General features: G+C 55.2%; 11 protein-coding genes and 1 riboswitch. Of the genes, 4 read left to right on the plus strand and 7 right to left on the minus strand.

Annotation, left to right across the window (positions count from 1 at the left end; genetic code table 11):
* Positions 1 to 5: 5 nt before the first annotated feature.
* The 3 genes from ACYZT3_RS27675 to ACYZT3_RS27685 all read right to left on the minus strand — a co-directional run bounded on the left by ACYZT3_RS27675 (position 6) and on the right by ACYZT3_RS27685 (position 2,846).
* Entirely contained in the window at positions 6 to 1,187 is a 1,182-nt protein-coding gene (locus ACYZT3_RS27675; RefSeq protein ID WP_449643016.1) for an amino acid ABC transporter permease, read from the minus strand.
* 65 nt (positions 1,188 to 1,252) lie between these two features.
* Positions 1,253 to 2,281 carry an amino acid ABC transporter substrate-binding protein gene (locus ACYZT3_RS27680; RefSeq protein WP_462031159.1) on the minus strand — a complete coding sequence of 343 codons (1,029 nt, stop codon included), beginning with the start codon at positions 2,279 to 2,281 and terminating at the stop codon, positions 1,253 to 1,255.
* Between the two features lie 151 nt (positions 2,282 to 2,432).
* Positions 2,433 to 2,846, minus strand: a complete 414-nt coding sequence (locus tag ACYZT3_RS27685; RefSeq protein ID WP_282382368.1) for a VOC family protein — start codon at positions 2,844 to 2,846, stop codon at positions 2,433 to 2,435.
* Between the two features lie 112 nt (positions 2,847 to 2,958).
* Here ACYZT3_RS27685 and ACYZT3_RS27690 point away from each other — a divergent pair, with 112 nt between their 5' ends.
* Positions 2,959 to 3,852: a LysR family transcriptional regulator gene (locus ACYZT3_RS27690; protein WP_282382366.1), complete on the plus strand. Its 894-nt coding sequence runs from the start codon at positions 2,959 to 2,961 to the stop codon at positions 3,850 to 3,852.
* Here the strand turns inward: ACYZT3_RS27690 and ACYZT3_RS27695 are convergent.
* Together ACYZT3_RS27695 and ACYZT3_RS27700 are read right to left on the minus strand one after the other, a co-directional pair.
* A complete protein-coding gene (locus ACYZT3_RS27695) occupies positions 3,828 to 4,709 on the minus strand; it encodes a formate/nitrite transporter family protein (RefSeq protein ID WP_282382364.1) in 882 nt (293 codons plus the stop codon). The two genes, ACYZT3_RS27690 and ACYZT3_RS27695, sit on opposite strands and share 25 nt — an antisense overlap.
* Positions 4,710 to 4,906: 197 nt before the next feature.
* Complete coding sequence (locus ACYZT3_RS27700; RefSeq protein ID WP_282382363.1) at positions 4,907 to 5,311, minus strand: acyl-CoA thioesterase; 405 nt, start codon at positions 5,309 to 5,311, stop codon at positions 4,907 to 4,909.
* Between the two features lie 198 nt (positions 5,312 to 5,509).
* Positions 5,510 to 5,612, plus strand: a riboswitch (S-adenosyl-L-homocysteine riboswitch).
* Between the two features lie 23 nt (positions 5,613 to 5,635).
* Between ACYZT3_RS27700 and ahcY the strand changes: the two genes are divergently transcribed.
* The 3 genes from ahcY to ACYZT3_RS27715 all read left to right on the plus strand — a co-directional run bounded on the left by ahcY (position 5,636) and on the right by ACYZT3_RS27715 (position 9,222).
* The gene (ahcY, locus tag ACYZT3_RS27705) at positions 5,636 to 7,045 is read left to right on the plus strand and encodes an adenosylhomocysteinase (protein ID WP_282382361.1); all 1,410 of its coding nucleotides are present in this window, start codon (positions 5,636 to 5,638) and stop codon (positions 7,043 to 7,045) included.
* Between the two features lie 191 nt (positions 7,046 to 7,236).
* Positions 7,237 to 8,082, plus strand: a complete 846-nt coding sequence (metF, locus tag ACYZT3_RS27710; protein WP_462031160.1) for a methylenetetrahydrofolate reductase [NAD(P)H] — start codon at positions 7,237 to 7,239, stop codon at positions 8,080 to 8,082.
* 264 nt (positions 8,083 to 8,346) lie between these two features.
* Positions 8,347 to 9,222 carry a hypothetical protein gene (locus ACYZT3_RS27715; protein ID WP_462031161.1) on the plus strand — a complete coding sequence of 292 codons (876 nt, stop codon included), beginning with the start codon at positions 8,347 to 8,349 and terminating at the stop codon, positions 9,220 to 9,222.
* A gap of 197 nt (positions 9,223 to 9,419) precedes the next feature.
* Here the strand turns inward: ACYZT3_RS27715 and tnpC are convergent, their stop codons facing one another.
* Positions 9,420 to 10,964, minus strand: coding sequence for an IS66 family transposase (gene tnpC, locus ACYZT3_RS27720; protein ID WP_462031162.1), 1,545 nt, complete (start codon positions 10,962 to 10,964; stop codon positions 9,420 to 9,422).
* 113 nt (positions 10,965 to 11,077) lie between these two features.
* Positions 11,078 to 12,823, minus strand: coding sequence for a group II intron reverse transcriptase/maturase (gene ltrA / locus ACYZT3_RS27725; protein WP_462030198.1), 1,746 nt, complete (start codon positions 12,821 to 12,823; stop codon positions 11,078 to 11,080).
* Positions 12,824 to 13,292 lie beyond the last annotated feature (469 nt).

Genomic DNA, 13,292 nt, shown 5'->3' on the forward strand with positions numbered 1-13,292 from the left:
TTTCCTTACCGCTCGATCAGCGCAATGCGCTTGTTGTACCAGTTCATCAGCAGGGAAATGCTGATACTGATCGCCAGGTACACGCTCATGGTGATGGCAATCACCTCGATCGCCTGCCCGGTCTGGTTCAGCACCGTACCGGCAAACAACGACACCATTTCCGGATAACCGATACCGGCCGCCAACGAGGAGTTCTTCGCCAGGTTCAGGTATTGGCTGGTCAGCGGTGGAATGATCACGCGCAGGGCTTGCGGGATGATCACCTTGCGCAGCGTCGGACCGTTGCGCAAACCCAACGAGTGCGCCGCTTCGGTCTGGCCGTGGCTGACCGACTTGATGCCCGAACGCACGATCTCGGCGATGAACGCCGCGGTGTACACCGTCAGGGCCAGGGTCAGCGCCAGCAGTTCAGGGATCAGCACCCAGCCACCGACGAAGTTGAAGCCCTTGAGCTCCGGCATTTCCCAATGCACGGGGGCGCCGAAGATCAGCGCACACAGCGCCGGGATCACCAGCAACAGCGCCAGGCCGGTCCAGAACTTGCGGAACGGAACGCCGGTGGCTTCGAAGCGTTTGTTGGCCCAGCGGCACATCAGCACGATGGCGACGATGGCCACGACGACGCTGACCACAAACGGCCAGAAACCGTCCGCCGCCAACGCTGCGGGCATATTCAGACCGCGGCTGCTGACGAAGAAGGTGTCGCCGAAGTTATGGCTGTTGCGTGGCCCTGGCATGGTCAGGAACACCGCGAAGTACCAGAACAGGATTTGCAGCAGCGGCGGAATGTTGCGGAAGACTTCCACATAAACAGTCGCCAGTTTGGCAATGATCCAGTTCTTCGACAGCCGTGACACACCGACGATGAACCCGAGGATCGTCGCCAGGATCACGCCGATGAAAGTCACCAGTAGCGTGTTGAGCAAGCCGATGACAAACACCCGGGCATAACTGTCCGATTCGGTGTAGTCGATCAGGTGTTGAGCGATGCCGAAACCGGCACTGCGCTCCAGAAAGCTGAAGCCGGAGGTAATGCCCCGGTGCTGAAGGTTGGTCTGTGTGTTATCGAACAGATACCAGCCCATCGAGACCACCGCCACAATGGTGATGATCTGAAATAGCCACGCACGCACTTTCGGATCGCTGAGGCTGAGCCTCTGCTTTGGTGCGCCGATTGAATTTTGCATGAAGTGCCCCGCAAATAATGGAACAGAACATCACCCGGCGGTTGGCCCACCGGGTGATAGAACCATCAGCGCACTGGTGGTGCGTATTGAATGCCGCCGTTGTTCCACAGAGCGTTCAGCCCGCGGTCAATGGCCAGTGGAGTGCCCTTGCCGAGGTTTTTCTCGAACACTTCACCGTAGTTACCTACTTGCTTGACGATCTGAACGACCCAGTCTTTCTTCACTTTCAGGTCTTTGCCGTATTCACCGTCAGCGCCCAGCAGACGAGCAACGTCCGGGTTCTTGGTGGCTTGGGCTTCAGCTTCAACGTTTTTCTGGGTGATGCCCATTTCTTCAGCGTTGAGCATCGCGAACAGGGTCCACTTGACGATGCTGAACCACTCTTCGTCGCCTTTACGCACGACCGGGCCCAGAGGCTCCTTGGAGATGGTTTCCGGCAGAACGACGTAGTCGGTCGGGGTCGCCAACTTGCTGCGTTGTGCGTAGAGCTGGGATTTGTCGGAGGTCAGCACGTCGCAACGACCGGATTCCAGCGACTTGGCGCTTTCATCGGAGGTGTCGAAGGTGATCGGGGTGTATTTCAGACCGTTGCCGCGAAAATAGTCGGAAACGTTCAGCTCGGTGGTGGTACCGGCTTGAATGCAGATGGTGGCGCCGTCAAGCTCTTTAGCGCTCTTCACACCCAGTTTGTTGTTCACCAGGAAGCCGATGCCGTCGTAGTACGTTACGCCGGCAAACACCAGACCCATGCCCGAATCGCGCGAGCTGGTCCAGGTGGTGTTACGCGACAGCACGTCGATTTCGCCGGACTGCAGCGCGGTGAAGCGCTCTTTGGCGTTCAACTGGCTGAATTTGACTTTGGTCGCATCGCCGAAAACGGCAGCGGCCACCGCGCGGCAGACGTCAGCGTCGATGCCGATGATCTTGCCAGTGGAGTCTGGAACCGAGAAGCCTGGCAGGCCGTCACTTACACCGCACTGTACGAAACCTTTCCTCTGAATAGCGTCCAGCGTCGGACCTGCGACCGCTGCACTCCCCACTCCAAAAAAGGAAGTAACGGTTATTGCGACCACGGCGATTTTTGATACTTTCATTGGAATACCTCAAGTTTGTACATATTGTTTTTTTTATCAGATGCTTGAGTGACACCGACTATTGTCTGGCGTTCGGCGAATTAATACGTGCGGATTTATCCGAGCGTTATTTATTTGAAGAGCAATTATGGAAGTGCATCAAAGAGAAACTTCAAGCCGCATACACTGATTCGAAATCAGTGAAACCTTTTATCTCGATAGGATTTCCGGCAGGGTCCATAAAAAACATAGTTGCTTGTTCACCAGGCTCTGCTGGAAAACGAATGTTCGGCGAGAGCACAAATTTGACTTCAGCGTTGATTAAACGGTCTTTCAAAACAATCCAGTCCGACATATTCAGTATCACTCCAAAATGGGGCATTGGCACCCTGTGCTCTCCTACCTTTCCCGTACGACTCACCGGAAATGGTTCGCCCAAATGCAATGACAACTGATGCCCGAAAAAATTGAAATCGACCCAGGTATCAGTGCTACGCCCTTCCTCACCGCCCAGTAAATCACCATAAAACTGGCGTGACGACTCCAGATCGCGGACGTGAAGGGCAAGATGAAAAATCGACTGCATAGGTGGCTCCTGAAGATCGCCGGAGGATGGAAACGAGTGAACGGGTTGAAGCTTGTGCGGTTTTCACCGAAAGAGATAGCATGTAATTTCTGTGCTACCGAAAGTATTTCTTATGGATACACGCTATTTGAAAAGCCTTATCACAGTCGTGGAATGTGGCTCCATAGCACATGCCGCGCGCGTGGAAGGGTTGACGGCAGCAGCGGTCAGTCAGCGAATTCTCGCGCTCGAACGGCAACTCGGCTTCGAACTGCTTTCTCGCGTCGGACACGCAGCCAAGCCGAGTCAAGCCTGTCTTGCATTACTGCCCAGGGCTAAACGCATCGTTCGCGAGATCGCATTACTGGCGGGAGACGCCGACGTGGGGGGGCTTACGGGACAGTTGAGAATAGGCGCCATTTCAACCGTTCTGACGGGTCTTCTACCCGAAGCATTGCGAGCACTCACCGAGTTGGCGCCGGGGATCACGCCGGTGATAGTGCCCGGAACATCGCGTTCGTTGTATGAAGCGCTTCTCTCAGGGGAAGTGGACGCTGCCGTGTTGGTCGTTCCTCCGTTTGAATTGCCAAAAGCCTTGCAGGTGGTTTCACTTCGCAAGGAACCTCTGGTTTTTCTGTCGAAGGAAAAGTCCTCGGACAGCATCCCTGCTCAACTGATTAGCCGACCCTACATCCGGTACGATCCTGACTCGTGGGGCGGGCGGCATGCTGAGGATTATCTGGCGGACCATGAATTGGTGCCGACGCCGTTGGTCGATCTTGATGCACTGGAGACAATTGCCATGCTGGTGACTGAAGGTCTTGGCGTGAGCCTTGTGCCCTATTGGTCTGGCTTTGAACACTGGGGCCATAAATGCGCTGTGAACCGGGTCGGCAACAATCGGTATGACAGAGAGATTGCGCTGATCAGCCATGTTCAGACTGACCGGCCCAACATGATGAGCGCCTTGTGCAAAGTACTTCAGCAAAAGCCTGACCAGGTTTACTCCGGCCTGGATTCGGAATGATCTTTTTCAGGGCCGTCGGATTTCGGCGGCCCACTCTCACTGCGAATCTGCGCATGGCTGATCAGCGCGAAGATGAAGCTGCCGCCGATGATGTTCCCCGCCAGCGTCGGCCCGGCGAACACCAGCCAGAAATCCTTCCACGGCAACTCGCCGGCGAACACCAGATACGAGACCTCGGCGGAACCGACCACGATGTGGGTGAAATCCCCCAGCGCCATGAGGTACGTGATGAGGATGATGATCCACATCTTGGCGCTCTCCATGGACGGAATCATCCAGACCATGGTGGCGATCATCCAGCCCGACACAATGCCTTTGGCGAACATCTGGCTGGCACTGTTCTCCATGATCTTGCGCCCGATATCGAGGAAGGCCAGGTCGGTCTTGCTGTCGAAAATCGGCAGATGCAGCATCACATACGCCACCAGCAACGTGCCGCAAAGGTTGCCCACCAGCACCACCGACCACAGACGTAGCAACCGACCGAAATTGTTCAGTGTGGGTTTGGTCATAATCGGCAGCACAGCCGTCAAAGTGTTCTCGGTGAACAATTGCTGACGGGCGAGAATAACCGCAAGAAACCCTGCGCAGTAACCAAAACTGGCGATCACCTTGAAGCCTTCGCCGTCCGGCAGACGGGAGTTGAGCAGCCCCATGGCCATCAGCGACAGGCCCATGGTCAGGCCGGCCGCCAGCGCCGACCACCACAAGGCGGCGACGCTGCGCTCAAGCTCCTGATCGCCCTGGGTGCGGATGATTTCGTGCAGCACCGCCGCCCGTGGCGGCTGGCTCTTGTCGACGTCATGCTGCTCTTCAGGCGAGAGGTTCGGGGTCTTGCCGTCTTTTTGCGTGTGCATATAGCTTCGGAACCAGTGGGGTGTCATGTAGGTACGACACGCGCGGTTCGGAGCTGTTCACTGACCACCGAAACGATACCGGTTCTGTAGGAGCGAGCGGTGCGGCGTTCCGACTTGCCCGCGAAGGGTTCGCCTCGGTTTTGGCGGTGACGCAAATGACGCCTTCGCCAGCAAGCTCGGCTCCTACAGGGCTCGCATTACTCGCTGATGCCATCATCCTTGAACTGGTCTTTGACGTACAAGATCTCGGTCCGGCCGTGCGGTGCAGGCAAGCCGTCTTCACCCAGATTGACGAAGACAATCTTCTCTACCGTCAGGATGCTTTTGCGGGTGATCTTGTTACGCACTTCGCACTTCAGGGTGATTGAGGTGCGACCGAACTCGGTGGCGGTGATGCCCAGTTCGATGATGTCGCCCTGGCGCGAGGCGCTGACGAAGTTGATCTCTGAAATGTACTTGGTCACCACACGCTGATTGCCCAACTGGACGATGGCGTAGATCGCCGCTTCTTCGTCGAGCCAGCGCAACAGGCTGCCGCCGAACAGCGTGCCGTTGGGGTTGAGGTCTTCGGGTTTTACCCATTTGCGGGTGTGGAAATTCATATTCACTCCTGAGCGTCTTGCCGAATGATGACGGGCATCATGGCAGAGCCCGACCCAGGGCTCTATCAAGCATCGACTATGGTCTCGATTACCGTTCAGACATTGACCAACAGAAACGCTTTGGAAGTATCGCTCACACGGCTATAATCGCCACCGTTTCAAAACGGTAACGTTCCATTGCTACCGTTTTCCCGCCACCTGTCCGAGGGGCGCTGCAGCAGGTTCGACCTGTCAGGCTCGGATGGGGCGTTGCTTGACCGTTATCGGTCAGACACTAAACGCACAACGGCGCCCATTCGCATACATTACGAATGGAGGCTCATCATGAGCGCTGTTATCACGCCTGCAGATTTTAACGATTACAAAGTGGCCGACATGTCCCTGGCTGCCTGGGGCCGTCGCGAAACCATCATCGCCGAATCCGAAATGCCAGCCCTGATGGGGCTGCGCCGCAAGTACGCCGGTGAGCTGCCACTCAAAGGCGCCAAGATCCTCGGCTGCATCCACATGACCATTCAGACCGCTGTGCTGATCGAAACCCTGGTTGCCCTGGGTGCCGAAGTGCGTTGGTCGTCCTGCAACATTTTCTCGACTCAGGACCAGGCCGCTGCCGCTATCGCCGCTGCCGGCATCGCGGTTTACGCCTGGAAAGGCGAGACCGAAGAAGAGTACGAGTGGTGCCTTGAGCAAACCATCCTCAAAGATGGCGCGCCTTGGGATGCCAACATGATCCTCGACGACGGCGGCGACCTGACCGAGCTGCTGCACAAGAAATACCCGGCGATCCTGGACCGCGTCCACGGCGTCACCGAAGAAACCACCACTGGCGTTCACCGCCTGCTGGACATGCTGGCCAAGGGCGAGCTGAAAATCCCGGCCATCAACGTCAACGACTCGGTGACCAAGAGCAAGAACGACAACAAATACGGCTGCCGTCACAGCCTGAACGACGCCATCAAGCGCGGCACCGACCACTTGCTGTCCGGCAAGCAAGCGCTGGTCATCGGTTACGGTGACGTGGGCAAGGGTTCGGCCCAGTCCCTGCGACAGGAAGGCATGATCGTTAAAGTCTCCGAAGTCGACCCGATCTGCGCCATGCAAGCCTGCATGGACGGTTACGAGCTGGTTTCGCCGTTCATCGACGGTATCAACAACGGTACTGAAGCAAGCATCGACAAAGCGCTGCTGGGCAAGATCGACCTGATCGTGACCACCACCGGCAACGTCAATGTTTGCGACGCGAACATGCTCAAAGCTCTGAAAAAGCGCGCTGTTGTCTGCAACATCGGCCACTTCGACAACGAAATCGACACTGCTTTCATGCGCAAGAACTGGGCATGGGAAGAAGTGAAGCCACAGGTTCACAAGATTCACCGTACCGGTCCTGGCACATTTGACGCTCAGAACGACGACTACCTGATCCTGCTGGCCGAAGGCCGTCTGGTTAACCTGGGTAACGCCACTGGCCACCCAAGCCGCATCATGGACGGTTCGTTCGCCAACCAGGTTCTGGCGCAAATCTTCCTGTTCGGCCAGAAGTACGCCGACCTGTCGCCAGCCCAGAAAGCCGAGCGTCTGACCGTTGAAGTACTGCCGAAAAAACTCGACGAAGAAGTGGCCCTGGAAATGGTCCGCGGTTTCGGCGGCGTAGTGACTCAACTGACCAAGACTCAGGCCGACTACATCGGCGTGACCGTCGAAGGTCCGTTCAAGCCACACGCTTACCGCTACTGATTGGACCTGCTGTCCGCTTCCCATGGGAGCGGACTTGTGCAGAATCCACGCTCCCCTGTAGGAGCGAAGCTTGCTCGCGAACGCATCACCGCGCTGCTCCTGAAGCACCGTGTCGTTGCTTTCGCGAGCAAGCTTCGCTCCTACAGTAAGCGCGGCGACTGCAAGGCTTACGTGCTTCCAAGGATATGACCATGTCCCAAGACCGTCGCTACAGCTTTGAGTTCTTCCCTACGAAGACCGACGCTGGGCATGAAAAACTGCTCGCCACTGCCCGTCAGCTGGCCACGTACAACCCCGATTTTTTCTCCTGCACCTATGGCGCTGGCGGTTCGACGCGTGATCGCACGCTCAACACCGTGTTGCAGCTCGAAAGCGAAGTCAAAGTCGCTGCCGCACCGCATTTGTCCTGTGTTGGCGACAGCAAGGACGACTTGCGTGGCCTGCTGACCCAATACAGGGCCGCCGGCATCACGCGTATCGTTGCCCTGCGCGGTGACCTGCCTTCAGGCATGGGCATGGCCAGTGGTGAAATGCGCCACGCCAATGACCTGGTTGAATTCATTCGTGAAGAAACTGGCGATCATTTCCACATCGAAGTCGCCGCTTACCCGGAAATGCACCCGCAAGCGCGCAATTTCGAAGACGATCTGACCAACTTCGTGCGCAAGGCCAACGCAGGCGCCGACAGTGCGATCACCCAGTACTTCTTTAACGCCGACAGCTACTTCTACTTCGTCGAGCGTGTACGGGCGATGGGGGTGAACATCCCGATCGTTCCGGGGATCATGCCGATCACCAACTACAGCAAGCTGGCGCGCTTCTCCGATGCCTGCGGTGCGGAAATCCCGCGCTGGATCCGCAAGCAGCTGGAAGCCTACGGCGATGACACCCAAAGCATCCAAGGCTTTGGTGAGCAAGTCATCACCGAAATGTGCGAACGCTTGCTGCAGGGTGGCGCTCCAGGGCTGCACTTCTACACGCTGAACCAGGCCGAACCGAGCCTGGCGGTGTGGAACAATCTGAAGTTGCCACGCTAGACGTCGATCGTCCGATCACGGCCCGAGCCCTGCTCCAGCTCTTGGTATCTCGACTATCGTTCCGCCAGGAGCGATAGCTCTTCAGCTGTTCATCGAAGGAGGGCCTGGAAGCCGCACGGCTCCCTGAAGCTGCCTGCAGTGTTGAACATACCGTTTGTCGGGACTGTCATCTCTGACAGTAGATAATCCCCTTAATAAAATCCACGATTCCAGTATGCCTTCATGGCTAAAGTACTAAATCGTTAATCAGAAAGGGAATTAACTATGAGCAAGGTAACTGCATCAGCCCAAGTTGTTTTTTTTATTAACGCATGGGACTACCCGAACCATCTTTCATTAACGCCACAAATATACCAAAAAACATTCCCACAAGCAGGAGTGCCAGAATATAAAAAAATTGATGGTGTCGCAGGAAACACCAGCGGTGGTTACTATTACACTGATATAACGAAAAACAACTACGAACAGGTTGTTGGATACAACCCAAAATCCGAGCGTATTAGATTTAGCTTTAGCGCAGACGTATTCGATTTTCAGTTAGACAAGAGTGGCAGAGATGTCACCTACAGCCCGCCACAAAACGGAACCGTTTACGCTTTTAACGTCCTTTATCCTGATATCATAGGGGCGGTAGCCTTGAAAATAGGAGGTACGACGCCGAACGCCAATGAAAGTGTAAAAGCTCCTGTAAAGATAAACGATGTCTACTTCGTGCAAAATGACAGTACGCCCTCTAAAAGTTCCCATAGCACTACGCGCGCAACATCGAAGACAATACCTGATCATGCATTGTTTTCCTTTCTATGGAATATCCCTCTTCATTTTGATGGCCCGATCCACCAATTAATCCGCGGAAGTCTTATCAAGATTGACAGCCTTGAATCCTCTGGCCTTGGATCTTATGGCGGATACTTTTCTCTCACTCAAGACCAAAACAAGCCTTACCCTGACGGGAAAACAAGATTAGTAATATCCGATGGATTGTCAGAAGGCACGGCCACCGTTGTATTCCAGCACAATGCCGCCAACAAAACAGTAACCATTACAGTGGAGTCTCACACATTTAAATTGTGCGAACTTAGAGATTTAACTGAAGTCGGCGTTCCCGAACATCCAAACACACTTTGCGTTACTTTGTAGCTCTGCACCACTTCATTATTGTGGCGTGGGTCAGCGCCAATCGGTGTGATGAAGGCCTGGCTGCGCCAGGCCATTATCGACCAGGACACAAAAAATCTGATTCATCCGGTTTCGGTGATTCCACTCAACGTCGCCGAACAGCGCTTTTAAACGTATGCGATCCATGAAGCACACCTACCGTCAGATGCGCTTCCCGTTTATCGTGGCATTTCCGGTGAGCAGTTCCACGGCAGCAATGCTTCATAGTCGGTTACTGACTGCGCATGCGGCAGTCGCTCCAGTACGTGGCGCAGCCACGTATAGGGCTCTTGGCCGTTGACCTTCGCGGTTTCGACCAGGCTGTAGATCTGGGCGCTGGCAGTCGCGCCTTTGGGCGTATCGCTGAACAGCCAAGCCTTGCGACCGATCACAAACGGCTTTATTGCGCGCTCTGCCGGGTTGTTGTCGATCGGTAAAAATCCGGCCTCCACGTAGCGCTCCAGACGGCTCCAGTTGCTGGCCAGATAATTAACGGCCTTGCCAAGCGCACTTTGCGGCGTCACCTGCGACTGCGTTTTATCCAGCCAGCTTTTCAACTGAGCCAAGATCGGCAGGCTCTTTTCCTGACGAACGATAAAACGCTGCTTATCGCTGACATCCTTGAGTTCACGCTCGATGCCGTACAGCTTGTTGATCATCGTCAGCGCGATATCGGCACGTCCCGTCTTGCCCTTGGGCTGCACTTTTTGCGCATCGACGAACTTGCGCCGTGCATGGGCCATGCACGCCAGACGTTCCACGCCCGGTTGCAACACCAACGCGTTATATCCCGCGTAATCGTCGGTCATGACATAGCCGCAATAACCTTCCAGCAGGCGCAACGGCACGTCCTGCGCACGGCTGGAGGTGTAGTCGAACAGCACGACTTTTCGATCGGGTGGCCCGCTGGTCTGCACCCACATCCAGGATTGGCTGGTCGGGTCTCGATCCGGCTCTTTCAGTACCTGGACGCGGGTTTCATCACAGTGGATGACCGGGCTTTCCAGCAACCGGTCGCGCATCAGATTCAGCAGCGGTTGCAAGTGCTCGCCGCACTGGATAATCCAGCGGGCGAGGGTCTGACGCGGGATATCGATACCGTGTCGACTCAACACCGTCTCGAAACGATGCAGCGGCAAGCCATCGACATACTTGGTGGTCAACAGCATCGCCAACACGCTCGGACTGGCCATGCTCTTTTCGATCAATTGAGCGGGCTTGTCAGCGGTGACCGGAGCCGTTTCACAACCGCGGCAACCGTAGACTTTGCGGATGTGTTTGATCACCCGAATCTGCATTGGCACGATGTCCAGCTGCTCGCTGGTTTCTTCACTGATCACATGCTTGCGGCAACCGCAGGCACAGGTCAGTTCGTGTTCGGGCAGTTCGTGGATGACTTCAATACGCGGCAGATCAGCCGACAGTGGCTTGCGCTTGCCACGGCGCGGAACTGGAGCAACGACTTCCTCATCGGCATCGCCGACGACGGGCATTGGTTCGCTTTCGGGTTCGTTGAATAAGGCCAGTTGCGGCGTGTTGGGCTCGACTGTTTGCTCGGATTTACGACCGAACAAACGGTCGCGTAACAACTTGATCTGTTCTTTCAGGTCAACAATATGCGTTTCGTAAGCCTGACCCACTTCCTGCTGGCGAGCGAGCGCGTCGAACGCATCAAGCAGCATTTGCTTGAGAAGTTCTGGGTCATCAGGAAGGTGTTCGGGCATCGAAATGTCGGGTAGCCCCAGATCATTACTGATCCGGGGCCCCCTTAGAACCGTACGTGCGAGTTTCCCCGCATACGGCTCAAGCTTACGAAAGCCAGTCTATTACTGGCCGGTCACGCGGAAGGTGGTTTTTGCAAACCGCTATGCTTAAGTGGCTCCTTGAATCCCTGCTTGTGGCACTGTAAGTGGCAGTCGGGATGGAGCAGTACACGGTTATTTAGTTTATCCGGGCCGCCATCCACCCGCCTGACAATGTGGTGATCGTGCCAGCCGGTATCCTTGCTGATGGCATGCCCGCATAAAGCACATTTACCCTGTTGCCGCCTGAAAAGACTCAGTATCTGCCGCCGATACCGGAGCTTATGTAGCATCCGTTGAACCCTTAATGCTTCCCACTTGAACTCCTGTTCTGCATCGTACGGCTGATACGCACCCGGCAAGCGCTTGTGACGAACGATTACGGTATCCGCCAGCATGTATAGCTGGCGAAACTTCACTGTCCCGTCGATCCCCTTTACTGGGTATACAAATGCCCGGTGAATTCTGGAACAGTAATATCGCCGTTTAAGCCAACCAACAGACTTCCTCGGATGCCGACGCTTTGCCCACCTCAAGATCCGCCAGAAGATAAGGTTGTCCAGCTTGTTAAAGGTGGCTTTCGCCACAACCGGGGAGTGATATTGCGCCCACCCTCGCAGCACTGGGTTCAGTCGCCCCATCAGTGCACCCTGAGTAAGGGTTCCGCTGTTTTTTATAATATCTCGCACTTTCCGATAGAACGTTGAAACATTCTTCTTCGCAGGCTTGATAAACAGCTTTGCCTTTCTGTGCGGCGACTTCGGGACGTACTTCCTAAAATTCCACCCAAGAAAATCAAAGCCTTGATGGATGTGTGCGATGCGCGTTTTTTCTTGCGATAATGCAACCCCGCGTACAGACAGGAATTGCTCTATCCAAGGCTTGATTTCGTTTTCAAGCAACTCTTTCGAGTTTGCCAAAACCACAAAGTCATCTGCATAGCGCACAACCTGAACCTTGGTTTTCTTCGCTTCTATGGTGCCAAAGCGCTTTTTCAAGTGATCTTTCAGCAAAAGCTCCAAACCATTCAAGGTGGCGTTTGCCAGACAGGGAGAGATGATACCGCCCTGTGGCGTGCCTGCCTCCGTAGCAACAAATTGCCCCCGGTCAACAACCCCGGTTTTCAGCCATTTGCGCAGTATCGTCTTATCCATTGGGATATTTTGACAAAGCCAATCATGGCTGATGTTATCGAAAAAACCTTTGATGTCCCCTTCCAGAATCCAGACAGGGGCTACTTGGGGGGCCAGCAAATGAAACAGCTCTACCATTGCGTCGGCCGTCGAGCGATCCGGTCGGAAGCCGTAGCTTCGGGGGTCGCTCTGGCTCTCTACAACAGGTTCAATTGCCAGCAGATGAAGCGCTTGCATGGCCCGGTCCAACATCGTGGGAATTCCGAGTGGGCGTTTCTCCTGTTTGCCAGGTTTCGGTATCCATACCCGCCTCAACGGTTTAGAACAGTAACCCCGCTTGATCGATAGACACATCACCCCTCGAAGTTTGGCTTGGGGCGTCTCCCACGTTTCGCCATCGACCCCCGGCGTCCTGCGACCCCGGTTCTCCGTGACTCGCCGCACAGCTAAGCATCGCCCATGAAACGAGTGAGTTAGCATGCGTTGCAGGCGCTTCACCTTTCGCCAGTCGGCCTTCCTTGTTGCCTGCGCAATTTTCAACTGTGTTTTCCGAACGGAGGTTTGAATTCTGGCCCAATCGAGACCGTACCAATTCATGGCCCCATCCAAGGACGCAGACGTAACCGAAGTCGGTGGTTGCGTATTCATACAGTCCTGCTCGAAGTTAGAAACTGTTTGCACAGGATCTCTTAGCGTGTACCCGTGCTAACTTCATAGTTCGACGGAATCAACAGTTGTATTTGCGCTCGTAAACCAGATGCACGTCAGCCAGGGTTGCCCCTGCCGGTAATGTTGAAACCGGTATGCCATCCGTTACAGACGGCCCTTTGCTTTTTGCATCCTCCTATTCCCCACACTCATCAACGTCCCTTGCGGAAAGTCTGCCTTGCCGATGTGGATGGTAAGGCGAGTGGTCGGGATTGCCACGTTCCCTGAATCGCATCAATTCCCCGTTTAGGCTTCGTCTATCCCCCGGCAGCGCTTCTAGTACCGCATCCCATTACATGACAGGAATGGCTGGCTGCAATGCCTTTTTTTTGGCTGGGGCCGATAATTGCCGTAGGCCCGTCAATCCTTACGAGGGTTCTGTCGACGATTCACATATGTTAGCCATGCG

Source organism: Pseudomonas sp. MDT1-16, assembly GCF_054898115.1.

Excerpts from the sequence above, each read along its gene's own strand:
- ltrA (WP_462030198.1), bottom strand. The coding sequence starts at position 12,823 with ATGAATACGCAACCACCGACTTCGGTTACGTCTGCGTCCTTGGATGGG.
- ACYZT3_RS27715 (WP_462031161.1), top strand. The coding sequence starts at position 8,347 with ATGAGCAAGGTAACTGCATCAGCCCAAGTTGTTTTTTTTATTAACGCA.
- ACYZT3_RS27675 (WP_449643016.1), bottom strand. The coding sequence starts at position 1,187 with ATGCAAAATTCAATCGGCGCACCAAAGCAGAGGCTCAGCCTCAGCGAT.
- ahcY (WP_282382361.1), top strand. The coding sequence starts at position 5,636 with ATGAGCGCTGTTATCACGCCTGCAGATTTTAACGATTACAAAGTGGCC.
- ACYZT3_RS27685 (WP_282382368.1), bottom strand. The coding sequence starts at position 2,846 with ATGCAGTCGATTTTTCATCTTGCCCTTCACGTCCGCGATCTGGAGTCG.
- ACYZT3_RS27700 (WP_282382363.1), bottom strand. The coding sequence starts at position 5,311 with ATGAATTTCCACACCCGCAAATGGGTAAAACCCGAAGACCTCAACCCC.
- metF (WP_462031160.1), top strand. The coding sequence starts at position 7,237 with ATGTCCCAAGACCGTCGCTACAGCTTTGAGTTCTTCCCTACGAAGACC.
- ACYZT3_RS27695 (WP_282382364.1), bottom strand. The coding sequence starts at position 4,709 with ATGCACACGCAAAAAGACGGCAAGACCCCGAACCTCTCGCCTGAAGAG.
- ACYZT3_RS27690 (WP_282382366.1), top strand. The coding sequence starts at position 2,959 with ATGGATACACGCTATTTGAAAAGCCTTATCACAGTCGTGGAATGTGGC.
- ACYZT3_RS27680 (WP_462031159.1), bottom strand. The coding sequence starts at position 2,281 with ATGAAAGTATCAAAAATCGCCGTGGTCGCAATAACCGTTACTTCCTTT.
- tnpC (WP_462031162.1), bottom strand. The coding sequence starts at position 10,964 with ATGCCCGAACACCTTCCTGATGACCCAGAACTTCTCAAGCAAATGCTG.